The organism is Maridesulfovibrio zosterae DSM 11974 (genome assembly GCF_000425265.1).
GTDB classification, from domain to species: Bacteria; Desulfobacterota; Desulfovibrionia; order Desulfovibrionales; family Desulfovibrionaceae; genus Maridesulfovibrio; species Maridesulfovibrio zosterae.
Map to the genome: position 1 here is coordinate 94903 of NZ_AUDC01000012.1, position 25438 is coordinate 120340.

A 25438-nucleotide genomic window follows, 5' to 3' on the forward strand; every position below is an offset into this window, starting at 1 on the left:
TATGAGTGAAAAAAATACTGCACATCCGGGTGGACATCCCGGCGGTCACCCCGGAAAAAAACCGGGTGGTCATCCCGGAGGACATCCGGGCGTAAATCCGATTCCTGCAAACAACGCTGACGGATCACCACCGCTGCGCCTTATTGCATGGGAAATCACCCGTTCCTGCAACCTTGCCTGCAAGCACTGCCGTGCTGAAGCACATCCCGAGCCTTATCCAGGGGAACTTTCCACTGAAGAAGCAAAGGCCCTTATCGATACCTTTCCTGAAACAGGCAACCCCATCATCATTTTCACCGGCGGCGAACCATTGATGCGCCACGATGTCTTTGAACTGGTGGAATATGCCAAGACTAAAGATCTGCGTTGTGTAATGGCTCCCAACGGAACTCTGCTTACTGCTGAAAATTCCGTTAAACTTAAGGAAGTAGGCATTGAACGCTGCTCTATCTCAATTGATGCGGCGCAAGCTGAATACCACGATGAATTTCGCGGTGAAGTTGGAGCATTTGATAAAGCAATGCAAGGAATCCAGTATCTTAAAGATGCAGGCATTGAGTTTCAGATCAATACCACTGTGACTCGAAACAATCTGCACATGTTCAAAGAGATATTCCATCTTGCAAAAGATCTTGGTGCATCTGCATGGCATATTTTCCTGCTGGTTCCCACAGGAAGAGCTTCCGAACTCGGCGCAGAAGTTATCTCTGCTGACGAATACGAAGAGGTTCTCAACTGGTTTTACGATTTTCAGAAAACCACCGATATGCAGCTCAAAGCAACATGTGCTCCGCATTATCATCGTATTCTGCGCCAGCGAGCCAAAGAAGACGGAATCCCCGTTAACTTTGAAAACTTCGGCCTTGATGCTGTCAGCCGTGGCTGTCTTGGCGGCGTGGGTTTCTGTTTCATATCCCATACAGGGCAAGTTCAGCCGTGTGGCTACCTTGACCTTGATTGTGGTAATGTCCGCAATATTCCTTTCCCGCAGATCTGGGCTAAATCGCCCCAGTTTCTGAACCTGCGCAATCCAGAAACCTATGATGGTAAATGCGGTCACTGTGAATTTGAAAAAGTTTGCGGCGGTTGCCGTGCCCGCGCAGCAACCATGAAAGACAACTATCTGGGACCTGAGCCTCTATGCTCATACGAGCCTAAGAAAAAGCCCAGAAAGGACAAATAAATGGATGCAGTAGACAAACAGATTCTAGGCATCATTCAATCCGGTTTCCCTATTGTCTCCCGCCCTTATGCTGAGATAGGAGAACAGGTTGGATGCAGTGAGGATGAAGCTCTTAAAAGGGTCAACACCCTGCGCTCTGACGGGGTTATCCGCCGCATCGGTGCTAACTTCGGTTCACGCGAACTTGGCTGGCACTCTACTCTTTGCGCCGCCAGCGTTCCTGAAGATAAAATTGATGAATTTGTTGCCGAGGTAAACAGCCACAGCGGAGTTACCCACAACTATCTGCGTGAAAATGACTTCAATATCTGGTTTACTTTCATCGGTCCTGACAAAGAAACCGTACAAGAAACTCTCAAGTCCATGACTGACAAAACCGGAATACGTATACTTTATCTGCCTGCCAGCAAGCTTTTTAAAATCAAAGTTGATTTTGATATGACAGATGACAAGGAGAAAAAATAATGACTGCCAAGGAAACGATCATTTCCCCATCACTTCTTTCATGCGATTTCAGCCGTCTTGCTGACGAACTGAAAGCCCTTGAAGAAGCTGGACTCAAATGGGCACACCTTGATGTAATGGACGGTAGATTCGTCCCTAACATCACATTCGGCCCTCCGGTCATCAAGTCAATGCGTAAAGAGTGCAATCTCTTCTTCGACTGCCATCTCATGATTGAGCAGCCCGAACGCTACATTGATGAATTTGCTGATGCAGGGGCAGATCTGATCTGCATTCACGCTGAGTCCACCAATCATCTCGAAAGAGCTGTTGCCGCCATTGCAGATAGAGGCGTTAAACCAGCTATTGCCCTCAATCCGGCAACACCTCTGGAATCAATCAAATATCTGATTCCCCAGCTCTACATGGTGCTGATTATGTCTGTTAACCCCGGTTTCGGCGGACAGAAATATATCCCCTTCTGTAGTCAGAAGGTTAGTGATCTCAAAGCCATGATTACTGAGCAAGGTGCTGACACACTTATACAGCTTGATGGCGGAGTAACTATGGACAACTGTCGTGAACTCGTTGAAGCAGGGGCAGATGTTCTTGTTTCAGGTTCAGCCTTCTTTAAGTATCCACCTTACGCAGAACGTCATAAAATGTTTTTAAAGACCTGCGCAGGTTAGCTATCGCCTCCAACTTATTTAACACTATCAAAAACTTTTTACAGTTTAGGTAAGCTGTTATTTTCAAAGCTGGAAAATGATTTTAAAAAGGGCAGGCTGTATTTTTATACAGCCTGCCCTTTTTACTGGAGCAAAAAAAAAGAAAAGCCCTGACCTTTTAAAGGCAGGGCTGAAAAGAACAGATCAACTGTTACAGAATGAAGAGTACCATCTGAATCAGACCGATAATAAATCCGAGCACACCACCAATAACTTCGATGAATTTGAATTCTTTTTTCATTATACTGAACAGGATTCCTTCAAGCTGTTCCATGGAAAAACATTCAACTTTGTCCTGAACCAGACATTTGAAATCAAGAGAACATTCAAGTTGTGAAGATGTGGTTTCAATAAGTTTAGGCAGCATTTCATCAAGCTCTTTAGAAAGCATCCCCTTAACAGTCTTCATAGTTTCATCATTAAGAAACATGCCTACCATAGGATGCAAAGAAACCAGTTTCTCCCTGAAAAAAACATCCAGATATTCAAGAACAACATCTTTATGTTTATCCAAAAAGCCTGGGTCATTGATTACATCTTTGATATCAGCGTGTGAAATCAACTCTCTTTCAATCATCTCACCCAAACGCAGTGCTAGCTCTTTCTGACGTTTAGGAAAAATCCCCTGAATTGTAAAAGGCCCCACTTTAATAGCTTTATGTGGATGAAAAAGCATTTTCACGGCCAGATAGTTAGTGAACCATCCAATCAGTCCACAAATTATTGGTGAAAGAAGAAGCTTCATTGTAATCATCTATCAATATCCCCTCATTAACTCTTTATTATTATGACATATGTAAAGTGCGGACACATACTTGTCCAAAAAAACAAAAAGAGCAAGTTAATACAGTGCAATCCATAAATCATATTTATGAATTTGCAATGCACCACAGCCTATACTCCCAATAAGTGACATATTTCTTGATTATCTTGCAAATAAGTGTAATGTCTATCACCCAGTAGGGGTGGTGTTTAATATGGGAGGGTCCTTTGAAAAATCTATCTGATATGACTGATTTTCACGCTGAGTATGACAAGCTGAAAAAGACATACGGAGAACTGCAACAAAAAGTATTCGAGAAATGTCCTGAGTGTGGACAGACTCGATTTAAAAGTCTTTTTGAACATGCTGCTTCTGCTATTGCTGTACTTGACAAAAATGGCTCTACTCTTTTTACCAATTCAGCTTTTCATGAAATAACCGGATACGATCAGAATGAAATATACGGCTATCCCCTCCACAAGCTTCTTGTTCCTGAAAATGATATACATGAACAGGAATACATAAAAAAACTTTTTTGCACTCCTGAAGAGAAAGCCAATCTTAATATTTGCGTTCTTGATAAGGACAAAAATTACCGCTTTGTAGATATGACCGTTGCAAACGTTAAGGGAGAAAACTCAGATCCCTGCAGCTGCATATGTATATTTAGAGATATAACTAGCGATAAAGAGCATGAATTGCGCCGTGAAGAATTAATGGAAGAACTCATGGAAGCAAAAGAAATGCAGGAAGACAATGCTGCACAGTTAGCTTTACTGCTCCATGAACTAGATGAAAAGAATCTGGAACTGGAAAAAGAAATTGCTGAAAGAAAAAAAGCTGAAGAGAAACTCAAAGAAAGTGAAGAAAGATTCAAAAACTTGAGTATAACCGACCAGCTTACAGGACTTTTCAACCGCCGGCATATGGTTGAAGTTGCTACCAGGGAAGTTAACGCTTGTACAAAAGTTGAGCGGGCACTGAGTATCATTCTTATGGATATTGACGATTTTAAGCATTTTAACGATACCTACGGACATGCGGCTGGAGATGTCGTTCTTGAAAGTATAGGCCGCACCATACGAGAAAATATCCGGTATACTGACAGGGCATTTCGTTATGGCGGCGAAGAATTCTTAGTCATCCTCCCCGGTACAGAAGGATCTAAGGCAGCTCTGGTGGCTGAAAATATACGTAAGGCTGTCGCTGCTGAAAAATATTATCCATTTGATGGTAAACCTGTACAGAAAACCATGAGTTTCGGCGTATCTCAATACAAGCAGGGAGAACCGCTTGAAGATGTCTTAAAAAGAGCTGATGACAACATGTATAAATCTAAAATAAGAGGAAAAAACAAAGTTTATTTTTCCTGCGAAACAGGTGACAGCTCTTTCTTATAAACGCTCTTTTGTACAACTGTAGCCAGATCTGATTCGAGTTCAGTAAAAATTTCTTTGACACCTTTGTTCATTGCCTGAATCAGTGCGTCTGGACTGCTTCCTTTCATTGGTATATTTTTCTCAAAATTACGTGAATAGATAATAGGTAGATCAGGATTGCTGTTATCCAGCAAAAAGAACTGCATATTGACTACTGCCACAGGTTTTGAACCGGTATAATCCCCATAAATAGAGTTGACCACACCCTCCAGCAACAGATCCCCGGTCCCCATACTTGAAGGTGCAAGCACGTTAGCAAACATTGTGCTATCCCCCATCCAGAGGCGCAATTCCTGCGTGAGAAGTGAAGCAGGGGGAATAAAAAAGGAATTATAATAATCAGACTCAAATGTATTTTCAGCCACTTTATAGACCAGATCACGCTCCTCGTAACGAGGAGAAACTTTCACCCGACGCACAACCAGATTATTCTTTGATTTAACTGAAGAACCACCGGATTTATCCCGCTTAACATCAAGCGCAAAATACTTGCGATCAAGCGAAGGACGCTCAAGACTTACACAGGCTGATACACCCATCATGGCCAGAACAATAACACAGACAATGCTGCTGCCGATAATTTTATTTTTAACAAAACTTTTATTTCTCATATTCATCTCCATTATTTAACCTGCCCTTTTTTCGGAGGATCTCCAAAAAGAACACCTGATGGATATTGTCTGGCTTCACTGCTCAGCTCCCGCAGATTTTCAACCAGCCTGCGCACGTTATCAAGTATGGCATCGATATTTCCCTGCTGTCCGGCTACGGTCATATTCACTCTTGACAATGTCCCTTCAAACCGCACAGCTGCTGCTTTAATTTTATCAGAAGCATCACTTATATTATTAAGTGTTTTTGAAAGATTAGCCATGGTTTGTTTGGTTTCGGTACTGTTCATATAACTTTCAACATTACCGGTAACATTCCTGGCACTGGCCGAAGCTTTACGAATATCTTTCATTGCTGCAATGATATCTCCGGAAGATGAATCCATAACTTTACGCAGATTATGTGCGGCAGCTGAAACATCAGGCATAAGACTATCAACTTCCGGAGCCGCCAACAGTTGATTTACACGAACCATAAATTTTTCAGCCTGGGTAAGGGTTCCAGTCAACTTTTTGCTGATTTCACCCGTATCTGAATTCTTTAAAAAATTATCCATACTTTTTGCTACAGAGCGCACATCTTCTATAGCTTCAGCAATTTTAGCCTGATTAATATCTTCAAGAGTTTCACTGATAGATGCGACCGCACCCTCAACTCGGCTCATCATTGACGGTGCTGAAGGAACATAAAGATTCTTTGGTTTCCACGTAATTTTAAGAGGAGGGTTTTTTTCAGGGTCCACATAATCAATTTCAAGAAAAAGCTGCCCGGTCAGCCCGAGTGAAACTGTGCGTGCCCGCAAACCGCGCTCAACTTCTTTATTTAGATAACGCATTACGTCTTTAACTTCTTTAGTCTTAAACATATCATGGTTAAGATCACCTAAAACATAAACATACCTGAGAGCGCTCTCCTCCATGGTCACATATTCATCAGTAACAAAACCGATCTTACTGACAGAACCAATTTTTACACCGCGAAATTTAATGGGAGACCCGACTTCAAGGCCGTTAATAGACTCATTTAAATAAGTCTCCATTTTTATAGAATTCTCAAATATTTTACCTGCACCAAGAATGGCAAGTGAAGCCACAAACAGCAGCATACCGATTATTATAAAAAGACCAAGTCTGAATGGATTGGTTTTACGGCTCATATATTCTCCGTCACAAATGAGGATTTTTTAGTCTTGTCTACAAACTCTCTATGAAAAAAACTATGCACAATGGGATGATCAGATTCATCACGCAGAACACGGGGATCACCTTCAGCGATTATTCCTTTAGTTCCTTTATCCAGCATGATTATCCGGTCCGCTATGGAAAAAATGGATTGCAATTCATGAGTGACAATAACAAACGTCACTCCTAGGGAGCGAGACAGACTACGGATTAATTCATCAAGCTCAGCTGATGTTACCGGATCCAATCCGGCTGAAGGTTCATCAAGAAAAAGAATTTTAGGATCGAGAGCCATAGCCCTTGCAATTGCTCCGCGTTTAAGCATACCGCCTGAAAGCTCTGACGGCATTTTGTCCGCCGAAGTTTCAAGACCGACAAGAGAAAGTTTCATACGCGCAGTGTAATCCATGGCTTCTCTGGGCATAGATGTAAATTCTTCCAGCGGCAGCCGTACATTCTCCAGCAGTGTCATGGAGCCGAACAGAGCACCCATCTGATACATAACTCCGATCCGGCGTAAAATTGCGAGCCTTTCTTCTCCATATGCAGAACCGATATCGTCACCATCAATTAGTATTTCACCATTGGCAGGAGGATAAAGTCCGATCATGTGTTTAAGCACGGTACTCTTTCCGCAACCGGACCCACCCAGAATAATAAATATTTCACCCTGCTGCACACCGAATGAGATATTATCGATAATGACAGAATCTCCGTATGCACAGGTCAGATTCTGCACGCTGATGATATTTTCAGAAGTGCGATTCAATTTAAATACCTGCAAGAAAAAAGATTACTGCAAAAATGCCATCAAAAACAGCAATGAGAATAATACCGCTGACAACAGCGCTTGTTGCTGAATCCCCGACAGCACTGGCTCCGGATTGAGTTACAAGACCACGCTGACAACCTATTCCGGCCACAAGAAAACTGAAAACAACGGCCTTGATCATTCCGCCTGAAAAATCCATCCACTGCACGTTCTGAAAAACCCGTCCGCAATAAGTTGCCAACGGATATCCCATGGAAAGCATTACAAGTGCGCCTCCCACAAGTGACATGAAGTTAAAGAAAAGAGTCAGCAGCGGAGTAACAAAAACAGTAGCTAAGATTCTGGGCAGCACAAGAAAATTTACCGGATTAAGGCCCATTGTACTTAAAGCATCAAGTTCCTCATTAACCTTCATGGTTCCGATCTCGGCAGCAAAAGCCGAACCGGTACGGCCAGCAAGAAGGATTGCGGTAACCATAGGCCCAAGTTCGCGAAACATCACCAGCCCGAGCATGTTGGGTACATAAATTTCCGCCCCGAATCGCATTAACGAAACAGCGGATTGAAATGACATGATGAGTCCCATCAAAAACCCGATAAGCAAAATGATAGGCAGACCGTCCGCACCTACTTTCTCGCAGGTAAGCCAGAAATCAGGCCAGCGCAGACGGTTACGAAGAGTGGCCGTCCCAATAGCTGCAAGTACGCAATTTCCTGAAAATTCGATCTGCTGATGCATGTCTTTTAAAATATGCTGACCAGAAATACCTATTGAAGTAATCCAGCCTCTGATGCCTTTCTCCTCAGTCTGCTTTTTTTCAGGAGGAGCGGCTTTTGCAACATCAAAGAGTTCCAGAAATTTAGAAAACTCCGGTTTAAGTCCATTAACATTCAGCTTTTTTCTACGGTCTCGGCATAAGACATCCATCATCATAAATAATGATGCCCCGCCACCATCCATGTAATTTACTCCGGAACAATCCACATCAGTACTCCCGGCAGACACAGCAGCACGAGCTTTATCCCAGACTTCGCCTGCTCCTTCAGCATCAAGCCTACCGATAAGTTTCAATGTCGATCCAGATGTTTCAAGCTTAATTAAACCGGATTGCATATATCCTTCATCCTTAAATATTTCAATTTACCATCATTATTTAGCAGGAGACTAGCGTAAAGGAAAGTCTGAAGTTAATAAATAGATTGATAAACAGGATATGATTTTATCCATTAAATTATTATATAAGTTTACAGGAAAAATTAAAAAGCCGCAGCACCCAGGGGCGCTGCGGCTATATTCACAATATTTTTAAATCCGAACAACCAGACTTTGCTTAAAGTTTTTTAAGTCATCCAGCTATCTATCAACTTCAAATGCTAACTATAAAATCCAGTCATCATCATCAGAGATAGGTGCAAATCCGCGACGCATGGTATTCTCACAAACAAGGCGAGGATCCATGAACTGAAGCAGATAGTCAGGGCCGCCTGATTTGGAACCTACACCGGACATTTTAAATCCGCCGAAGGAGTGTCTTTCTACCAAAGCGCCAACACTTGGTTTGTTAAGATAGAGGTTACCTACGCGGAATTCACGGGTAGCCAGATCAAGATGTTTAGGGCTTCTGGAATAAACAGCTCCGGTAAGTGCAAACTTAGTGGAGTTGGCAATTTCTATTGCTTCTTCAAAATCCTTGGCGCGCATAACTGAAAGAACAGGTCCGAAAACCTCTTCCTGAGCAATGCGATGTTCTTTGGTGATACCTTCTACAATCAGCATAGGAGTATAGCATCCGCCCTTATCGAGATATTCGGCAGGAGCTTCATGCTTAACAAGTACTTTGCCTTCTTTTTCAGCAATTTCGCAGTACTCAAGCACATTTTTCTGTGCAGCCTTATCGACAACTGGTCCCATGTAATTTGAAGGATCTTCAGCAGGTCCAAGCTTTACGGAATTGGCTGCCTCTTTCAAACGATGAGTAAAACGGTCATATATGGAATCAACAACAATCACCCGGGAACAGGCAGAGCATTTCTGGCCCTGAAAACCGAATGCAGCATAAAGGACACCGAGCACTGCTTCATCGAGGTCTGCATCATCATCAATGATAATACCGTTTTTGCCGCCCATTTCAGCAATAACTCTTTTGCAATGCTCCTGACCTGGATGAACCTTTGCAGCTCTTTCCTGAATGCGCAGTCCTACTTCCATTGATCCGGTAAACGCAATTACTGAAATATCAGGATGGTCAACAAGATGGTCACCCATAACTGAACCGCGACCGGGTATGTAGTTGAAAACGCCGTCCGGTAATCCGGCAGCCTTGAACATTTCAACCAGACCATAGCCGACTACGGAAGAGATTCCGGCAGGCTTGTAGACAACAGGACAACCAGCAACAATCGCAGCCGAAACCATTCCCACGCTGATAGCAAAAGGAAAGTTCCACGGTGCGATAACTGCGGCAACACCTTTACCCTGATAAAAATACTGAGCATATTCACCGGGGGCATTACCCATACGTTTAGGATCGCCGAGACGGATCATCTCACGGGCATAATACTCGAGAAAGTCAATTCCCTCAGCAATATCGCCTTGTGCCTGATCCCACTGCTTGCCGACTTCCAGCACCTGTAATGCGGACAACTCATGAATATTGTCTTTACAATACTTGGCTGCTTTGAGCAGGTACTGGGCCCGTTCTCTGGGAGTAATATTTCTCCAATCGAGGTAAGCTTCTTTGGCTGTAGCAACAGCCTTATCCACTTCGGCAACACCGGCCTGACATACAGTTCCCAGTATTTCAGAAGGATCAGCAGGATTGTATGAGTCTAAAGTATCGTCAGTAACGATTTCCTGACCGCCGATATATAGCGGATAGCGCTGCCCTATGTTCTGGCGAATTTTGCTCATACTAGATGGAAAACCATCACGCTCATCTTTTAAAGTGAAATCTGAAGGTGGGAAGTTGTTAAAAGGAACAAGCTCACCGTCAACACCCTTCATACGTGGACGTGTATCTGGTCTTGGCGCAGGCTTATTAGCAAGCTCTCTTTCAAGTGTCTTTACAGGATTTTCAAGTAGAATATTCACATCTGCTTCATCCGCAAATGTCTGTTTTAGAAAAGATTCATTAGCTGTATTTTCCAGCAGACGTCTTACAAGATAAGCCATACCGGGAATAAGATCACCGTAAGGGCAGTAAAGACGTACACGCTTGGCAACATTCCTGAGTCCTTTACGTACGGGCTCAGCCATACCGTAGAGAACCTGAAATTCATACTTGTCTTCGGGAACGCTAAGTTCATTAGCTGTTTCCATTACTGATGCGATAGTACGGATATTATGGGAAGCACAGGCAAAATGGCAGATATCATGGTTTTCTAGAATAAATCTGGCAACGCGCTCATAAGCCATGTCAGATTCAGGTTTATGGGTCCATACAGGGACAGGCCAGTCATTCTGCTTAGCTATCACTGTTTCAGAATCCCAATATGCACCTTTTACCAGACGGATGGAAATAGGCAGATTTTCCTCTCTTGCCCATTCAATCATACTGGAAACATCCTCATCAACAGTTTTAAGGTAGGCCTGAAAAACAATACCAAGATGTGGATAATCAGAATACTTTTTACGCAGACGCTTAAACATCTCAACAGTCGGCTCTTTATATTTGAGAGCTTCCATATCGATGCACATGAAGCCGCCCATGTTCATTACTTTCTGGTAAACAGGCTCAATGGAATCCATCATGCCCTGAACAGTACCTTCAAGATCGACAGGCTTGGCCTGAGAATAAAAAGCTGAAGGCTTGACAGCTACGTTGATCTTAGGGGCATGTCCCCAGTCGAGATCCGTTGAGGAATCAAGCCCGTCCCATTTTTTATATTCTTTTTCAATTGCATCAAGAACTTCAAGGTAACCTTCACGATATGCAATGGCTTCTTCATGAGAAACAGTTGCTTCACCGAGAAGATCCAGAACAAAGGCGAATCCATCTTTACGAAGTTTACGGATTCCCTTCACTGCCTCTTTAGCCTTCTGCCCGATAATGAACTGACGGGCCATACCTTCAATATTTGAGCGAATGGTTTTATTGAGAACCTTGGCAACAAGTCCGCCTCCAAATCCGGTTTTGGAAGCACCCCATTTCAGAACATCTGGAATGTTACTGTCGTCTCCGGCAAAATATTCTTCTATATGGCGTGATAGAGACTCAGAGGTATTCAGATATGGCAGAACATCAACAAAGCGAAACATCTGGACTTTAAAGTCCTCGTTCTGCATTGCCCAGTCCATCACCTTTCCAGTCCACCAGCCCTTGTTAAAAACTGATGGAGCTTCACCTGAAATAGATTCAAAAAACTGTTTTCCCCGTTCAATCACCTGACTGTCGAGAGTGGAGATTTCAACGTTCATAATACATTCTCCTATGATTTTTAATAGTTCGTCAAAATTACATTTTGCAGACTGATCAAAAACCACTCTCCCGATCGTTGTAAAGAAACGGTCACATTCCCGTTCCCGGATCTGTTTATGGGAATATTACAGTCTGCTATGATTCATATTCAGCTTCCTCTTCCAAAGGGATAGCTCTGGACTCCTTAATAGTATTTAAAACAATTGTTGAATTGGTATCCCGAACGGTATCGATCCGTCCGATCCGACCAAGCATGATAGCAAGTCCGTCAGTATCTTCGCAGCGAACTTTTATAAGATAGCTGTCCCGACCGGCGCAGTAATGAACTTCCAGAACGCCCGGAACTTGAGAAAGATCGGCCCCTGTTGAAGTAGCCCCGACACCTTCATTTACATTAACGAAGATAAAAGCTGTCAGAGATCTTCCCACAGATTTGGGATCTACGATGGCCTCGTAGCCGACAAGAATCCCCTTTCGCTCAAGCTTACGCACTCGCTCCAGAACTGCTGAAGGAGCCATGCCGACTTTTCTTGCGATATCAGCATTAGAAACTCTACCACTATTCTGAAGTATTGTCAGAATTCTACGATCTGTTTCGTCAATTTTTCTCTTATTCATCTCTTTCCAAGAATAAAATTCAATTTTTAAAGGTTTGTCAAGAAGAATCACAAAAACACGGCCACAAAAACAAATAAAGTTATCAAAACAGTCTCTATAAGAGAATTTACTTCTCTTAGATGTTTATCTTAAAATATAATCAACACAATGAACACAACTATCTCAATATTTTTATCCATTTTATTGATTATACAATCAGCCAAAATTGTAATAAAACTGAAAAACAACATACATTTTTGTTAAAAAAAATTTAAAACCATACAAAATACAGTGCTACACCATACAGTATATTGTTAATAATAACTAAATAAGTAACTTTGAATATTAAGTACTGTAATTAGAAAAGTAAAACCATGATCAGCTTAACTAAACCAACTTGTACTTGACGAATTGACCTTTTATACTATGTAATTACATCGTTCTGTGCAAGTTCGAGTATCATTCTACGGATTAAGCAGTTTTGGAGCTGTTTTTCTATGATTCAGCCTAACATTGTGTATAATTTTGAGCGGCACAACAATACCACACTATATAACGTCTACGATTCAGAATAAAACTCAGCCACATACTAAACTGGAGATAGAAATGTCTGGAAATAAAGCCCGTCAGCGTTTTGCTAATGAATACTTCTGCGCAGAAAGTGTCCTGATGACAATTTGTGAAACAATTGGATATGAAAACCAAGCGATTCCAGCCATGGCAACAGCATTTTGCGGTGGGGTGTCTCGTACAAAAGGGACTTGCGGAGCTCTTCAAGGGGCTGTTCTGGCTATAAGTTTAATACATGGACGTAACAATACAGATCAAAATTACGACAAGTGCTATGAGCTGGTACAGATTCTCAGTAAAAATTTTCAGGAGAAATATTCTTCGACCAACTGCTTTGAAATTACCGACTGTGATCTTTCCATACAGCAAGGACGTGAAAAATTCAAAGAAGAAGGCGTTAAACACAATATTTGTCTGAATATAGTTGAAGAAATAACCGACTACACAATCATGCTTCTAATGGATAATCAGGTAAAATAATGTCGTCCAGAGCGCTATTATATTTTAAGCTGATGGGTTCAGTCATATTCTGGGGTGGAACATGGATCGCAGGAAGAATCGTGGCAGGAGATCTGACCCCTTATTCTGCGGCCTTTCTACGCTTTTTCTTTGCAACTATTTTTATGTATTTTATGGCACTTAAAATTTCCGGTAAAAAGCCACAGTGCAGCAGGCAAGATATACTGCCACTGGCTTTCCTCGGCCTTACCGGAGTTTTTATGTATAATATTCTTTTTTTCAGCGGACTTAAAACTGTGCACGCAGGGCGTGCTGCGCTTATTATCGCAGGAACACCAACCTTTATAGCTTTAGGCTCGGCACTTTTCTTCAAAGAGAAATTTACTCTGGCTAAGATATCAGGTTTCATACTCGCTTTAATAGGCGTGGCAACAATTATAGGAGATGGTAACCCTGTCTTCATAATAACACATGGAGCCAGTTACGGTGATCTATGTATCATCGGCTGCGTGCTGAGCTGGGCAGCTTATTCACTTGCCGGAAAACCTGTGATGAAACGAATCAGCCCTATTGATTCCGTTTTCTGGTCCTGCCTCTTCGGGACTATCATGTTACTTGGCCCAGCATTATATCATGGATTGGTTTCTGAAGTAATCAACGCATCATTTACTGACTACAGCTGTATTTTATATCTGGCATTCCTCGGCACCGGACTCGGGTTCAGCTGGTATTTTGAAGCAATTAAAGAAATTGGACCATCCAAAACAGGTATTTTTATCAACCTTGTTCCGGTAACAGCAATTATTCTTGGAGCAATTATTCTTGATGAAAAGGTGGGCCTCCCTCTTCTTATCGGAGGAATATTAACTATATCGGGCGTTTGGATAACCAATAAACGTTAAAATATATCCACTTGTGCTACAGCTGAAAAAAGTGGATGATGCGCCGAAATTAAAGCCAATCAATAGCCACCAATAAAGTAGACACATTATGTACGACTCAGAAGAATTATATGAAGAAGATGACAATCTGGTCCCGAGCAGGTCACAGAAAAAAAGAGAGATGATCGCTTTGCAGGGATTAGCTGAAAAGCTTATGAAGCTTAGCCCTGAACTGGTTAAAAAATGCGGTTTGCCGGATTATTTCATAGATGAAGTAATTGATGCTATGTCAATTACAGCCCATGAAGCGAAAAGACGCAAGGTCCAATACGTAGGAAAACTCATACGTAATATAGACACACAGCCTCTTAAAGTATTCCTTGAGGATATTGAAACAGGTAACCGTGCAGACAATGAAAAATTCCATAGAATTGAAAGATGGCGTGACGGTCTTGTTGAGGGTGACATGTCCATACTCGAAACGATTATGGAAGAATTTCCTGATGCCGACCGTCAGAGAATTGCTCAGCTCTCCAGAAATGCAAAAAATGAAAAGAAAAATGCTAAGCCACCAAAATCAGCAAAAGCACTTTTTAAAGCTCTGCGAGCATTAACTGAGCAGAAGTAACTTGACTCTTAAGAATACATTCTTACATTATAGAAGTTGTGAAATAATTCACAGCATATAAATCAAGCAAAGATCAAGGAGAGATACCGTGACTTATATTTACAGCGGAGTTGAACTGGAAGAAAGGAACTGCCCTCATTGCAATGAACCTCTTTCTCCGTGGATTGCCCCTCCTGAATCAGGTTGGGGAGTCATTGTTGTCTGCAATAACAACAAATGCCCGCATTATGTCGGCTCCGACGAATTGATTGTTAATAAACGTGACGACTCCAACCTGGGATGCCGTTACGCTGAAAACCCTGACAATAAGTATACACCATTCAACCTGCTTGCATGGTGCAAATAAATTAGCTCAAATTCTGTAAGTAAAAAGCCCGGAAGACATATGCCTTCCGGGCTTTTTACTATTTAACGTATTTTTTTTCGCCATCCGAAATAAGTCGGCCATTGACAAAGCAAAACACAATATTTATCTCCTGTATTACGAGATAGTCTGCACTGAATTCTATAATCATAGACAAACTAAAGCCATTGCAGCGACGACCAATTTGTCCAGTAGAAAATAGCAACCTGCCAAGTACAGAATTCACTATAACATATTCAGTTATCATTATTTAACCCTGTATCGTCGTTCCTGAATCCTGAAATCCGATACAACGCGAGTCCAGTTATGTCCTTTGTGCAATCCAAATATATTGCTGTTGTTGCTCTGCTCACTGCTGTCATGTTCTGGGCAAGCTCATTTATCGCTTTGAAAATCGCCATGGCTGTATATGATCCTACTTTTGTGATTTTCGGAAGGATGATTCTGGCTTCACTCTGCTTTCTTTTCTACATACCGAAATTCCGCAAGCAAAAGATACGTAAAGGCGATTTGAAGTGGCTTCTCTTCATGGGGTTTTGCGAGCCATGTATGTATTTTATTTTCGAAAGTAATGCTCTTGTTCATACCTCAGCCTCACAAGCCGGAATGATCTGCGCAACCCTGCCATTACTCATGGCTGTTTCCGCCCATTTCATTCTCAAGGAAGAATTATCCAGAAGAACTATCTTCGGTTTCATACTGGCCGTCATTGGTGGAATATGGCTTTCCGTGTCTTCGAGCTCAACTGAGTCAGCACCAAATCCAGCTTACGGCAACTTTCTCGAGTTTTTGGCCATGTGCTGTACCGTTGGCTACATGACTACCTTAAAAAGGCTGACCGCATCTTACTCAACACTTTTTCTTACATCATTTCAGGCTTTCATGGGAGCCATATTCTATCTGCCTATGATCGCCCTGCCGTCTACAGCACTGCCTACTGTTTTTGACCCACTGGCTGTTGGTAGCATTTTCTACCTTGGTATTTTCATTACTATCGGCGCATACGGACTCTATAATTTCGGCATGAGTAAACTACCGGCCAGCCAGACCAGCGCCTATGTTAACCTGATACCTGTGTTCACTCTCTTCTTTGGATGGACAATTCTTGGTGAAACATTCACGCCTCTGCAACTGTGCGCAGCTGCACTTGTCATGTGCGGCGTAATGATAAGTCAGAAGAAATAATGAAAATGGTTAAACGCAAAAATTATTTTCTGCATTTAACCATTTTAATCTTAGGGCAAAGAAATAGTTATAAAATACTTTCCCCTGAAACTGTCTACAAAAAATCCTCTACTCGGTTATAAAAATATCCAATTCAGGCAAATCAATACCGTCCAACAGTGCAGCCTCATGAAGCAGTCTGGAGACAGCCTGCTCACCTTCATCCCCCACATTCATACTGTAATCGGTAACAAAAGTATCAATATGTTCTTTGATAACATCATCATCCATTTCCTGTGCATTTTCTTTGATATAAGACCATGCTGTTTCTGTATCAACGTATGAAAGCGTAATACTTTTGCGAATAGCTGCATTTATCAGTGCTGCGGTCTCAGAACCCAGGGATCGCTTGATGGCGATAGCGCCCAGCGGTATAGGCAGGCCGGAAAAATCCTCCCACCACTTGCCCAGGTCAACGATCTTAGAAAGACCAAGACCCTGATAAGTAAAACGGCCCTCGTGGATAACAACGCCAGCCTGCACCGTATTGTCTGCAATTGCCGGCATTATCTGGTCAAAAACCATTTCTACAACTTCAACTTCAATTTCAGCCTCACGGCACATAAGACTGAATAATAAATTTGCAGTTGTATTGCGTCCGGGTATGGCTACACGCTTGCCATCAAGGTCCTTGATAGTGCAAGGTGCGCTGGTAAGCAGGAGCGGCCCAACTCCTCTACCCATAGCACCGCCTGCACGCAGCAGAACATAATCGTTCATGATATGGGCTGCGGCGTGAACTGAAACTTTGCAGATATCCATATGCCCTGCCCGAGCATGAGAATTAAGCTCCTCCACATCGGCCAGGGTTATATCAAGTTTGAACGGATCTACTGCAACAGCTCCACTCGCAAGGGCATGGAAAATAAATGTATCGTTGGGACAGGGTGAATAACCCATTTTTAGAATTTTGCTCATGAAATGAGTTTTATATTTTTAAGAGCCGAAAATCCAGTATTGACATGGCTGGAAGCGAATTTTATTTACGGCTGAACAAAGGTGAATATACATGATTTCAAAAAATTATTTCCAAAATGCCGGACTTGGTTCCATTCTGGACAAAGTCCTTGCCGGAGAAAGAATCTCCATCGAAGACGGTCATGCTCTATTTGAATGTGCGGACCTCACAGCGCTAGGTGCGCTGGCTTCAATTGTAAGAAGAAAGATGCATGGTGATAAAACATTTTATGTTCTCAATCGCCACATCAACTATACAAATATCTGTGTTAATGGGTGCCTGTTTTGTGCATACGCCCGCAAACGCGGCGAAGAAGGATCTTTCCAGCTGTCCAAAGAAGATATTCTGGAAAAACTGCACAATGCACCTGTTTCCCCTCGCGAAATCCATGTTGTTGGCGGCTGTCATCCTGATATTCCTCTTTCTTTTTTTGAAGATACATTTGCTACAATTAAAAAAGAATTTCCTTTGGGAGTTATCAAAAGTTTTACCGCTGTAGAAATCGTCCACTTTGCCAAACTTGAAGGTATTCCTACAATCAAGGTGCTTGAGCGACTGCGTAAGGCCGGAAGCGAAATGCTCACCGGTGGCGGTGCAGAAATATTTGCTCCTGAAACACGCAACAAAATCTGCCCTAAAAAGATTGATGCTGAAACATGGCTTAGAGTTCATGGAGAGGCACATAGCCTGGGCTATACAACAAACTGCACCATGCTTTTCGGTCACTATGAGTCCATTGCCGACCGCCTTGATCATCTTGACAGATTACGTAAGCAACAGGACGAAACAGGTGGATTCAACTGTTTCATCTCCCTGCCATTTCAAACCGAGAACAGTAAGCTCAAAATCGAAAATCCGCTTACCGGAATAGATGAACTGAAAACCATAGCCATCAGTAGACTCATGCTGGATAATATTCCGCACATAAAAGCTTACTGGGTAATGCTCGGTGTTAAACAGGCTCAAGCGGCACTTCATTTCGGTGCAGATGATTTTGACGGAACTGTTGTTGAAGAGAAAATCGGACACATGGCCGGAGCATCATCAGATCAATCCCTCGCTCGCGTTGAACTAGAAGAAATGATCAGAGGATGTGGTTTCACACCTGTTGAAAGAGACGCAGCGTTTAACGAAATTTAGATGAATACTTCGAAGAGATATGGAAAATTTTCGAAGTTCAAAGAAGAATAAGGTACTCCATGACAAATCTTACACAAAGTCCTGCTAACGTTCATGACATTGCTGCGAAGATTCAGGCAGGCAATCGCATTGATTATGATGATGCGCTGACTCTGCTTGAAAAAGCTGACTTGTTTGATCTAGGCAGTCTTGCCCATGCTATCCGGATGGAAAAACATCCCGACCTCAATGTTACTTATGTCGTTGACCGCAATATCAACTACTCAAATATCTGCGAATGTGGCTGCCGTTTTTGCGCATTTTACAAAGCTCCGGGAATGGATGGAGGGTTTGTCATCAGCCGTGAAGAACTGGGGCAGAAAATTCAGGAAACATTAGATCTGGGAGGAACCCAGATTCTGATGCAGGGTGGACACAATCCAGACCTTCCGCTCACTTTTTATGAAGAAATGCTTGCGTTCATAAAGTATAACTATCCAGTACATATTCATGCATTTTCACCGCCAGAGATTTTTTATTTCAGTGAACTGGAAGGAATCTCAATTAAAGAAGTGCTCAAACGTTTAATCAAAGCCGGACTGGCTTCAATTCCCGGTGGCGGAGCTGAAATCCTTGTAGATGAAGTACGCAGCAAAATTGCACCCAAGAAGTGTTCAGTTGCTAAATGGCTCGAAGTGATGGAGACAGCACATAATCTCGGGTTACGCACGACAGCGACAATGATGTTCGGTCATGAAGAGACTCCAGAAGATCGTATTAAACATTTATTTGCCTTACGCGAAGTGCAGGATCGCACCGGCGGTTTCACGGCGTTTATCCCCTGGACATTCCAGCCTGATAATACAAATATCCCTGATGCACGCAAAATGACTAGTGTAGAGTACCTGCGCATGCTGGCTGTCTCACGAATTGTTCTGGATAACTTCGATAATCTGCAAGTTTCATGGGTCACGATGGGACCAAAGATTTCACAGCTGGCACTTTTTTATGGTGGTAATGACTTCGGATCTACCATGATAGAAGAAAATGTTGTTAAAGCTGCTGGAGTTAAATTTCGACTTTCTGAAAAAGAAATAAATAACCTGATAAGCAAAGCTGGATTCAATCCTAAACAACGATTGATGGATTACACTCTGGTGGAGAATTATAATGGATAGGGTTAAAGTCGGACGTATTTCTTATCTTAATGTACTACCTATTTATTATCCTCTGGAGTCCGGTCTTATAAAAAATGAATTCGATTTTCTTTACGGACCTCCTGCACAACTGAATAAAATGATGGCTGAAGGGTTGATGCACATCTCATCAACCTCATCTATTGAATATCTACGCCATGCAGAACAGTATAAACTGCTCCCAGATCTGGCAATAGGCAGTCGTGGCCCTGTACAATCAGTGTTACTGCTCAGTCGTAAACCTGTTGAAGAATTAAAAGGAAGCAAAATTCTTGTAAGTGCACAGACTCATTCTTCCGCAGCACTACTCAAGATATTACTTACCGAATATATTCCGGTACATCCAGAATATGAGACAGGCAAAGCTACTGAAACACTTGAGTCTGGAGAACGACCGGAAGCAATTTTGTGCATTGGCGATGAAGCGTTAAACCTGCGTAAGCACAAAGATTACCCCTACAAGTTTGATCTGGGTGAAGAATGGATTAAATGGACAGGTCTGCCCTGTATTTTCGGGGTATGGGTGGTACGTAAGGATGTATGCGAGCAGGAAAACGTAAAGAAAGCGATAAATTCCATCATAAAAGGCAAAAAGTGGGGACAGGCAAATATTGACCGTATGTCTGAACTGACTGCTGAAAAATCAATTCTTACTCCTGAAGAAACAAGTTCATACTATGACGGTCTTGTTTTTGATTTAGGAAAACAGGAAATTGCAGGACTGAAAACTTTTGCTAAATATTTGTATAAAACTAGGCAGATTACTAAAATTCCAGAACTTGAATTTGCTGATATTTAACAGACTGATATTTATTTTCTAAGAAAACAAAAGGCCGGAAATGCATAACATTTCCGGCCTTAATTTTGGCTTATATTGTAAAAGAACTTCGCTTAATGTGGTCGATAAAATATCGGACAGCAGGAAAGAATTCACGCCCTTCAAGATAGGCAAGATAAAAGCTGCGCTCAAGATTAAGAGGTAGTCCTTTAATGTGTACCAGCTCACCTGAATCAATTAGAGGTTGAGCTGCAAGACGTGAAGTTACACTAACCCCAAGTCCGGCCCGAACACACTGAACAACGGCCTGAGTAGACTCAACCCAGACAGTAACATTGAGATCACGTACACTTGTTCCAAGTTCTGAAAGTCCTCTTTCCAGAGCCTTGCGAGTACCGGACCCGCCTTCTCGCATTACCCATGGTAATTCTGCAAGGTGCTGAATATCATCTATTTTATCATAATTTTTAACGAGGACAGGAGGAGCAACAATAACAAGCTCATCACGCATAATCGGATAAAACTCAAGGTTGGGAACATCAAGTGTAGCACCGACAATACCAACAATAAGTTCGCCCCGTCTTATTTTCTGCAAAATTTCATTTGTATCACCTACTGAGAGATGAACGCTTACATCTGGGTACTTTTTACAGTAGCTATAAAGGATATCGGGTAAAAGATAATGAGAAGGAATAGTACTACCACCGATATCAAGATCACCCACCACCTTATCACGCAGAATATTAATTTCAGACTGGGCTTTACCAATCAGATCATAAATATCTCTGGCGTTACGATAAAGAACCTCTCCTGCTTGTGTGGCCATAATTGAACGGCCCATTCGGTCGAAAAGCTGAACACCGAGCTCTTCTTCGAGAGTAGAAATATGTGCACTAATAGTGGGCTGCGAAAGAAAAAGATCTTTTCCTGCTTTAGAAAAACTCTTAAGTTCATAGACCTTACAAAAAGCTTCAAGTCGACGTAAGTCCATTTGATTACTCATATCGAAAATATCTATAGATTAGTATAAAAAAAGGGACGGAAACAAGTTCCGCCCCTTTTTAATGCGCATTAGGTTGTGCCTATGCTTCAGCTTCCTCAGCGGGAGCTTCAGTAGCAACGGGAGCTTCTTTAACAGGAGCTTCCTCAGCACGTTTAGTAAGCTCGATGATGCACATGGGAGCGCAATCGCCTTTACGGGGCTCAGCAAGCTTGATGATGCGAGTGTAACCACCACCACCGCCATTGTAGCGGGGTCCGATTTCATCGAAGAGCTTTTGTACAAGACCGTGATTCTCAAGTGTCTTGAATGCAAGACGACGAGAATGAAGGTCATTGCGAAGGGCAAGTGTGATCAGCTTTTCGCAAGAGCTTCTCAATTCTTTTGCCTTGGGCTCAGTGGTACGGATATGTTCATAAGTCAACAGAGAGCGGACCATGTTCTTAAGCATAGCTTTCCTATGGGAACCTGATCTGTTGAACTTTCTTCCGGACTTTTTATGCCTCATTTTTCTCTTTCCTCTTCAGCCATTCCTGATGCTTTTTATCGAAATCCTCGAGGCCCATTCCAAACTTGAGCTCCATGCTGTCCAGAACTCTACGGATTTCGTCAAGAGACTTACGTCCGAAGTTTTTGGTTTTAAGCATAGCCTGCTCTGTGCGCTGTACAAGTTCACCAACAATGCGAATGTTAGCAGCCTTGAGGCAGTTAGTAGCACGAACAGAAAGTTCGAGTTCGTCAATAGACTTGAACAGATTCGGGTTCAGGTCGAGGTCACTTTCTTTGGACTCTTCCTGCTCAGATCCAAGTTCATCAAAATTGATGAAAACGGAGAGCTGTTCCTTAAGGATTTTAGCACTGTAAGCAACAGCATCCTCAGGAGTAACGGAACCGTCTGTGTAGACTTCCAAAACAAGCTTATCATAGTTGGTCATCTGTCCGACACGAGCCTGTTCCACGCTGTAAGCAACCTTACGGATAGGAGAAAAGCTAGAATCAAGAATAATATGACCAATTTCATTGATAAGACCTTCATGCATATCAGCAGGAACATAGCCCTTGCCCATACGCACTTCAAAAGTCATTTCAAATTCCATTTTTTCGGATAGAGTCGCAATAATCTGCTCAGGATTGAGGACTTTGACGTTCTGGTTTTCCTGAATATCAGCTGCGGTGACGGCGCCCTGTTTGTTAACCGATAAGGTAACGAACTGAGGTTCATCAGTAGTCATTGCGAATCTGATCTGCTTGATGTTCAGAACGATCTCAGTCACATCTTCCATCACACCTTCAATGGTGGTGAATTCGTGCTGAACTCCTTCTATCTTTACAGCAACCGCGGCTGCACCCTGCATTGAGGATAACAGTACTCTTCTAAGAGAGTTACCGATGGTTGTTCCAAATCCGCGCTCAAGGGGTTCACAAAAGAACTTACCATAAAGCTCGTTAGACTTGGGGTCACGCACAAGCTGCTCCGGCTTAACCAGCTCGGCCCAGTTGCGGGTGTTGATGAGTTTGTCACCGTCTTGAATAAGCATGCACTAATCCTTCTTATTTGGAGTACAGCTCGACAATCAGCTGTTCGTTGATAGGGAACTGTATATCTTCCCTAGTCGGCATCGCTTTAACTTCACCTTTGAAAGCAGCACCATCGGACTGAAGCCACTCAGGGCAGCCACGACGTGCAATCACTTCCTGTGCTTCCATGATTACGGGGATCTTACGAGCTTCTTCACGAACCTCTATCACATCACCGGGTTTAACCTGCATGGAAGGAATGTTAACACGAATTCCGTTTTTCTTGAAGATACCGTGTCTCACGAGCTGGCGAGCCTGATCGCGGGAATTAGCGAATCCAAGACGGTAAATAGTGTTATCAAGACGGGTTTCAAGAAGCATGAGCAAGTTCGCACCGGTAACACCTTTCATGCCGTCTGCGCGCTTAAAGTAGCTGCGGAACTGGCCTTCAAGGACACCGTACATGCGGCGCACTTTCTGCTTCTCACGAAGCTGAATTGCATAGTCACTCATTTTCTTTCTCATGCGACCGGCAATACCTGGTGCATAAGGACGACGTTCATAAGAACACTTATCAGTAAAACAGCGGTCGCCTTTGATGAAAAGTTTTTCACCTTCACGGCGGCACAGTCTGCACTTTGCTTTAGTATATCTAGCCAAGGTTTTCCTCCTGCGAATTAGACCCTGCGGCGTTTCGGCGGACGACAGCCGTTATGCGGGATGGGCGTGATATCGCGAATGAAGTTAACCTTCATACCGACGTTACCGATAGCGCGCATAGCAGCTTCACGACCGGAGCCGGGGCCTTTAACAAAGATACCAACGGTACGCATACCCTGGTCCTGAGCTTTTCTTGCAGCGGTTTCAGCAGCAACCTGTGCAGCAAAGGGAGTAGATTTTCTAGATCCCTTAAAACCAGATGCACCGGAAGTAGCCCAGCTGATTACGTTACCATTCAGGTCAGTGAAGGTAATTATTGTATTATTGAATGTTGCTTTAACGTGGGCAATGCCCACGGGAACATTCTTTTTCTCTTTTTTCTTGCCGGAACGGCGAGGTCTAGCCATACCATTCTCTCCAGATGAATAGAATTTATATCAGCAGCAAGAAGACCTATTACATGGTCTTATAAAACTGCGGATTGAATTATTTCTTCTTCCTGCTCATTACAGAGCGACGTGGACCTTTGCGAGTTCTTGCGTTGGTCTTGGAGCTCTGTCCACGAACGGGAAGACCGCGACGATGGCGGAGTCCACGGTAACTTCCGATGTCCATCAGACGCTTAATATCAGCAATCTGATCGCGACGAAGGTCACCTTCAACTTTATAGTTGTCTTCAAGCTCTTTACGGATGGTGTTAACCTGGTCGCCACTGAGGTCATCAGTTTTGATTGTCCAGTCTATACCTACAGTATCAAGAACCTTGAGAGCAGTAGTACGACCTACACCAAAGATGTAAGTCAATGCAATATCCAAACGCTTATTTTTCGGAAGGTCTACTCCAGCGATACGAGCCACAGTTATACCTCTCTATCCTTGACGCTGTTTGTGTCTGGGGTTTTCACAAATAACCCTCAGAACACCCTTGCGTCTGATTACTTTGCATTTGGGACAAATCTTCTTAACAGATGGTCTAACTTTCATGACCGTCTCCAAATAATGCAGTTTTACAGTTTCACCAACCGGGAGCTAGCCGGTTGTGGCCTAATATGCCTCGACCGTCTGACTAAAAGACAATCGATCCATGCCAGTCTTTCGTTGCCGCGAAATTCAAGAGGTGTACTCTATAGAACGATTTCAAAAAAATCAACCCCTAAAAAGTACTTATACGATATTTTAAGGTCGACTTAAAATAATAGGTCCATCAGCAGTTACGGCAATGGTATGCTCAAAATGGGCAGACAGCTTCCTGTCTTTGGTTACAGCAGTCCATTTGTCATCGAGAATTTCAATGTCATACGAACCTTCAGTGACCATTGGTTCAATGGCCAAAACCATTCCGCTTTTGAGTTGCACACCAGGAAGACCAGAAGGAACAAAGTTAGGAACTTCAGGTTTCTCATGCAGGTTACGGCCAATGCCATGCCCTACAAATCTCCTGACTACTCCGTACCCTTCACCTTCAGCATAATCCTGAACAGCTTTAGAAATGTCATAAAGACTGTTCCCAGTCAAAGCCTGATTTATTCCTCGCATTAGAGATTCACGAGTCACATCAAGCAGTTTCTGTGCAGTGGCAGAAATTTTTCCTACAGGATATGTACGGGCTGAGTCACCGTAGAATCCCTGAAAAATAACACCCATATCAATACTTACAATATCACCTTCTTTCAGCACACGCTTATCAGAAGGAAAACCATGAACAATTTCTTCGTTCACAGAACAACAGAGAGCGAAAGGAAAACCATGGTAGCCTTTAAATGCTGGTTCTACCCCATAACCTTCGCAAGCTTTACAAGCAAGGTTTTCAAGGTCCATGGTCGTAATACCGGGCTTAATTGAATCGCCTAGAATATCCAGTATGTTAGAAACAAGACGATTGGCCTCACGCATGAGGCCAATCTCTTTTTCATTCTTGAGGTAGATCCCTCTGAACTTTTTCAAAG

Annotated in this window: 28 protein-coding genes; 12 read left to right on the forward strand and 16 right to left on the reverse strand. The window is 42.8% G+C overall.

The features are described from left to right. Position 1 precedes the first annotated feature (1 nt). The 3 genes from ahbD to rpe are packed head-to-tail and all read left to right on the forward strand — an operon-like array spanning position 2 to position 2316. Positions 2 to 1183: a heme b synthase gene (ahbD, locus tag H589_RS0107250; RefSeq protein ID WP_027721405.1), complete on the forward strand. Its 1182-nt coding sequence runs from the start codon at positions 2 to 4 to the stop codon at positions 1181 to 1183. Then, a complete protein-coding gene (ahbA, locus tag H589_RS0107255) occupies positions 1184 to 1648 on the forward strand; it encodes a siroheme decarboxylase subunit alpha (RefSeq protein ID WP_027721406.1) in 465 nt (154 codons plus the stop codon). After that, complete coding sequence (gene rpe / locus H589_RS0107260) at positions 1648 to 2316, forward strand: ribulose-phosphate 3-epimerase (RefSeq protein ID WP_027721407.1); 669 nt, start codon at positions 1648 to 1650, stop codon at positions 2314 to 2316. The genes ahbA and rpe overlap by 1 nt, the downstream gene beginning before the upstream one ends. A gap of 190 nt (positions 2317 to 2506) precedes the next feature. Here rpe and H589_RS0107265 read toward each other — a convergent pair whose 3' ends face one another. Then, positions 2507 to 3109, reverse strand: coding sequence for a DUF445 domain-containing protein (locus tag H589_RS0107265; protein ID WP_027721408.1), 603 nt, complete (start codon positions 3107 to 3109; stop codon positions 2507 to 2509). A 236-nt stretch (positions 3110 to 3345) separates the two neighbouring features. On the opposite strand from H589_RS0107265, the gene H589_RS0107270 reads away from it, so the two are divergent. Then, entirely contained in the window at positions 3346 to 4518 is a 1173-nt protein-coding gene (locus tag H589_RS0107270; protein ID WP_035075435.1) for a sensor domain-containing diguanylate cyclase, read from the forward strand. On the opposite strand, the gene H589_RS0107275 is transcribed toward H589_RS0107270, so the two are convergent. The 6 genes from H589_RS0107275 to H589_RS0107300 all read right to left on the reverse strand — a co-directional run bounded on the left by H589_RS0107275 (position 4479) and on the right by H589_RS0107300 (position 12158). Continuing rightward, positions 4479 to 5168, reverse strand: a complete 690-nt coding sequence (locus tag H589_RS0107275) for an ABC-type transport auxiliary lipoprotein family protein (protein WP_027721410.1) — start codon at positions 5166 to 5168, stop codon at positions 4479 to 4481. The genes H589_RS0107270 and H589_RS0107275 overlap by 40 nt on opposite strands. Before the next feature lie 11 nt (positions 5169 to 5179). Next, positions 5180 to 6325, reverse strand: a complete 1146-nt coding sequence (locus tag H589_RS0107280) for an MlaD family protein (protein WP_027721411.1) — start codon at positions 6323 to 6325, stop codon at positions 5180 to 5182. Continuing rightward, positions 6322 to 7119 carry an ABC transporter ATP-binding protein gene (locus H589_RS0107285; protein WP_027721412.1) on the reverse strand — a complete coding sequence of 266 codons (798 nt, stop codon included), beginning with the start codon at positions 7117 to 7119 and terminating at the stop codon, positions 6322 to 6324. The genes H589_RS0107280 and H589_RS0107285 overlap by 4 nt, the downstream gene beginning before the upstream one ends. 1 nt (position 7120) lies before the next feature. Further along, positions 7121 to 8236, reverse strand: coding sequence for an ABC transporter permease (locus H589_RS0107290; RefSeq protein ID WP_027721413.1), 1116 nt, complete (start codon positions 8234 to 8236; stop codon positions 7121 to 7123). Positions 8237 to 8500: 264 nt separating this feature from the next. Then, positions 8501 to 11539 (reverse strand): proline dehydrogenase family protein, encoded by a 3039-nt coding sequence (locus tag H589_RS0107295; protein ID WP_027721414.1) that lies wholly within the window; start codon positions 11537 to 11539, stop codon positions 8501 to 8503. A 136-nt stretch (positions 11540 to 11675) separates the two neighbouring features. Beyond that, positions 11676 to 12158: an Lrp/AsnC family transcriptional regulator gene (locus H589_RS0107300; RefSeq protein WP_027721415.1), complete on the reverse strand. Its 483-nt coding sequence runs from the start codon at positions 12156 to 12158 to the stop codon at positions 11676 to 11678. A gap of 585 nt (positions 12159 to 12743) precedes the next feature. Here H589_RS0107300 and H589_RS19375 point away from each other — a divergent pair. From H589_RS19375 to H589_RS0107330, 5 genes are all read left to right on the forward strand, one after another. After that, complete coding sequence (locus H589_RS19375) at positions 12744 to 13187, forward strand: C-GCAxxG-C-C family protein (RefSeq protein ID WP_027721416.1); 444 nt, start codon at positions 12744 to 12746, stop codon at positions 13185 to 13187. After that, positions 13187 to 14068 carry a DMT family transporter gene (locus tag H589_RS0107310; RefSeq protein WP_027721417.1) on the forward strand — a complete coding sequence of 294 codons (882 nt, stop codon included), beginning with the start codon at positions 13187 to 13189 and terminating at the stop codon, positions 14066 to 14068. Before H589_RS19375 ends, H589_RS0107310 begins: the two co-directional genes overlap by 1 nt. Positions 14069 to 14156: 88 nt before the next feature. After that, positions 14157 to 14675 carry a ribosome biogenesis factor YjgA gene (gene yjgA, locus H589_RS0107315; protein WP_027721418.1) on the forward strand — a complete coding sequence of 173 codons (519 nt, stop codon included), beginning with the start codon at positions 14157 to 14159 and terminating at the stop codon, positions 14673 to 14675. A gap of 88 nt (positions 14676 to 14763) precedes the next feature. Further along, positions 14764 to 15021 carry a hypothetical protein gene (locus H589_RS0107320; protein WP_027721419.1) on the forward strand — a complete coding sequence of 86 codons (258 nt, stop codon included), beginning with the start codon at positions 14764 to 14766 and terminating at the stop codon, positions 15019 to 15021. A 324-nt stretch (positions 15022 to 15345) separates the two neighbouring features. Beyond that, positions 15346 to 16224, forward strand: a complete 879-nt coding sequence (locus tag H589_RS0107330) for a DMT family transporter (RefSeq protein WP_027721421.1) — start codon at positions 15346 to 15348, stop codon at positions 16222 to 16224. 108 nt (positions 16225 to 16332) lie between these two features. Here H589_RS0107330 and H589_RS0107335 read toward each other — a convergent pair whose 3' ends face one another. Then, positions 16333 to 17181: a 1,4-dihydroxy-6-naphtoate synthase gene (locus tag H589_RS0107335; RefSeq protein ID WP_027721422.1), complete on the reverse strand. Its 849-nt coding sequence runs from the start codon at positions 17179 to 17181 to the stop codon at positions 16333 to 16335. 91 nt (positions 17182 to 17272) lie between these two features. Here H589_RS0107335 and mqnE point away from each other — a divergent pair, with 91 nt between their 5' ends. From mqnE to H589_RS0107350, 3 genes are read left to right on the forward strand one after another with little or no spacing between them, the layout of a single operon-like run. Next, positions 17273 to 18361: an aminofutalosine synthase MqnE gene (gene mqnE / locus H589_RS0107340; protein ID WP_027721423.1), complete on the forward strand. Its 1089-nt coding sequence runs from the start codon at positions 17273 to 17275 to the stop codon at positions 18359 to 18361. 59 nt (positions 18362 to 18420) lie between these two features. Continuing rightward, positions 18421 to 19518 carry a cyclic dehypoxanthinyl futalosine synthase gene (mqnC, locus tag H589_RS0107345; RefSeq protein ID WP_027721424.1) on the forward strand — a complete coding sequence of 366 codons (1098 nt, stop codon included), beginning with the start codon at positions 18421 to 18423 and terminating at the stop codon, positions 19516 to 19518. Beyond that, the gene (locus H589_RS0107350; RefSeq protein WP_027721425.1) at positions 19511 to 20335 is read left to right on the forward strand and encodes a menaquinone biosynthetic enzyme MqnA/MqnD family protein; all 825 of its coding nucleotides are present in this window, start codon (positions 19511 to 19513) and stop codon (positions 20333 to 20335) included. Before mqnC ends, H589_RS0107350 begins: the two co-directional genes overlap by 8 nt. Positions 20336 to 20405: 70 nt before the next feature. Here the strand turns inward: H589_RS0107350 and H589_RS0107355 are convergent, their stop codons facing one another. From H589_RS0107355 to map, 8 genes are all read right to left on the reverse strand, one after another. After that, a complete protein-coding gene (locus H589_RS0107355) occupies positions 20406 to 21305 on the reverse strand; it encodes a selenium metabolism-associated LysR family transcriptional regulator (protein WP_027721426.1) in 900 nt (299 codons plus the stop codon). Between the two features lie 91 nt (positions 21306 to 21396). Then, the gene (gene rplQ, locus H589_RS0107360) at positions 21397 to 21822 is read right to left on the reverse strand and encodes a 50S ribosomal protein L17 (RefSeq protein WP_027721427.1); all 426 of its coding nucleotides are present in this window, start codon (positions 21820 to 21822) and stop codon (positions 21397 to 21399) included. Then, on the reverse strand, positions 21812 to 22852 hold the full coding sequence (locus H589_RS0107365; protein WP_027721428.1) for a DNA-directed RNA polymerase subunit alpha: 1041 nt from the start codon (positions 22850 to 22852) through the stop codon (positions 21812 to 21814). The genes rplQ and H589_RS0107365 overlap by 11 nt, the downstream gene beginning before the upstream one ends. Before the next feature lie 13 nt (positions 22853 to 22865). Beyond that, a complete protein-coding gene (rpsD, locus tag H589_RS0107370) occupies positions 22866 to 23492 on the reverse strand; it encodes a 30S ribosomal protein S4 (protein ID WP_027721429.1) in 627 nt (208 codons plus the stop codon). Between the two features lie 17 nt (positions 23493 to 23509). After that, positions 23510 to 23899: a 30S ribosomal protein S11 gene (gene rpsK / locus H589_RS0107375; RefSeq protein WP_027721430.1), complete on the reverse strand. Its 390-nt coding sequence runs from the start codon at positions 23897 to 23899 to the stop codon at positions 23510 to 23512. A 79-nt stretch (positions 23900 to 23978) separates the two neighbouring features. Then, positions 23979 to 24350: a 30S ribosomal protein S13 gene (gene rpsM, locus H589_RS0107380; RefSeq protein WP_027721431.1), complete on the reverse strand. Its 372-nt coding sequence runs from the start codon at positions 24348 to 24350 to the stop codon at positions 23979 to 23981. Positions 24351 to 24362: 12 nt separating this feature from the next. Then, a complete protein-coding gene (gene rpmJ, locus H589_RS20625; protein ID WP_005027799.1) occupies positions 24363 to 24476 on the reverse strand; it encodes a 50S ribosomal protein L36 in 114 nt (37 codons plus the stop codon). A 192-nt stretch (positions 24477 to 24668) separates the two neighbouring features. Then, positions 24669 to 25436 (reverse strand): type I methionyl aminopeptidase, encoded by a 768-nt coding sequence (gene map / locus H589_RS0107385; protein ID WP_027721432.1) that lies wholly within the window; start codon positions 25434 to 25436, stop codon positions 24669 to 24671. Between the last annotated feature and the right edge of the window lie 2 nt (positions 25437 to 25438).

What these genes read in the sequence shown, in the direction of transcription:
- H589_RS0107335 (WP_027721422.1), bottom strand. Translation starts at nt 17,181, where the DNA reads ATGAGCAAAATTCTAAAAATGGGTTATTCACCCTGTCCCAACGATACA.
- mqnE (WP_027721423.1), top strand. Translation starts at nt 17,273, where the DNA reads ATGATTTCAAAAAATTATTTCCAAAATGCCGGACTTGGTTCCATTCTG.
- H589_RS0107300 (WP_027721415.1), bottom strand. Translation starts at nt 12,158, where the DNA reads ATGAATAAGAGAAAAATTGACGAAACAGATCGTAGAATTCTGACAATA.
- H589_RS0107310 (WP_027721417.1), top strand. Translation starts at nt 13,187, where the DNA reads ATGTCGTCCAGAGCGCTATTATATTTTAAGCTGATGGGTTCAGTCATA.
- rpmJ (WP_005027799.1), bottom strand. Translation starts at nt 24,476, where the DNA reads ATGAAAGTTAGACCATCTGTTAAGAAGATTTGTCCCAAATGCAAAGTA.
- H589_RS0107330 (WP_027721421.1), top strand. Translation starts at nt 15,346, where the DNA reads ATGTCCTTTGTGCAATCCAAATATATTGCTGTTGTTGCTCTGCTCACT.
- H589_RS0107280 (WP_027721411.1), bottom strand. Translation starts at nt 6,325, where the DNA reads ATGAGCCGTAAAACCAATCCATTCAGACTTGGTCTTTTTATAATAATC.
- rpsK (WP_027721430.1), bottom strand. Translation starts at nt 23,899, where the DNA reads ATGGCTAGACCTCGCCGTTCCGGCAAGAAAAAAGAGAAAAAGAATGTT.
- H589_RS0107355 (WP_027721426.1), bottom strand. Translation starts at nt 21,305, where the DNA reads ATGGACTTACGTCGACTTGAAGCTTTTTGTAAGGTCTATGAACTTAAG.
- ahbA (WP_027721406.1), top strand. Translation starts at nt 1,184, where the DNA reads ATGGATGCAGTAGACAAACAGATTCTAGGCATCATTCAATCCGGTTTC.
- rpe (WP_027721407.1), top strand. Translation starts at nt 1,648, where the DNA reads ATGACTGCCAAGGAAACGATCATTTCCCCATCACTTCTTTCATGCGAT.
- H589_RS0107365 (WP_027721428.1), bottom strand. Translation starts at nt 22,852, where the DNA reads ATGCTTATTCAAGACGGTGACAAACTCATCAACACCCGCAACTGGGCC.
- H589_RS0107350 (WP_027721425.1), top strand. Translation starts at nt 19,511, where the DNA reads ATGGATAGGGTTAAAGTCGGACGTATTTCTTATCTTAATGTACTACCT.
- yjgA (WP_027721418.1), top strand. Translation starts at nt 14,157, where the DNA reads ATGTACGACTCAGAAGAATTATATGAAGAAGATGACAATCTGGTCCCG.
- mqnC (WP_027721424.1), top strand. Translation starts at nt 18,421, where the DNA reads ATGACAAATCTTACACAAAGTCCTGCTAACGTTCATGACATTGCTGCG.
- H589_RS0107290 (WP_027721413.1), bottom strand. Translation starts at nt 8,236, where the DNA reads ATGCAATCCGGTTTAATTAAGCTTGAAACATCTGGATCGACATTGAAA.
- rplQ (WP_027721427.1), bottom strand. Translation starts at nt 21,822, where the DNA reads ATGAGGCATAAAAAGTCCGGAAGAAAGTTCAACAGATCAGGTTCCCAT.
- H589_RS19375 (WP_027721416.1), top strand. Translation starts at nt 12,744, where the DNA reads ATGTCTGGAAATAAAGCCCGTCAGCGTTTTGCTAATGAATACTTCTGC.
- H589_RS0107275 (WP_027721410.1), bottom strand. Translation starts at nt 5,168, where the DNA reads ATGAGAAATAAAAGTTTTGTTAAAAATAAAATTATCGGCAGCAGCATT.
- H589_RS0107265 (WP_027721408.1), bottom strand. Translation starts at nt 3,109, where the DNA reads ATGATTACAATGAAGCTTCTTCTTTCACCAATAATTTGTGGACTGATT.
- ahbD (WP_027721405.1), top strand. Translation starts at nt 2, where the DNA reads ATGAGTGAAAAAAATACTGCACATCCGGGTGGACATCCCGGCGGTCAC.
- H589_RS0107295 (WP_027721414.1), bottom strand. Translation starts at nt 11,539, where the DNA reads ATGAACGTTGAAATCTCCACTCTCGACAGTCAGGTGATTGAACGGGGA.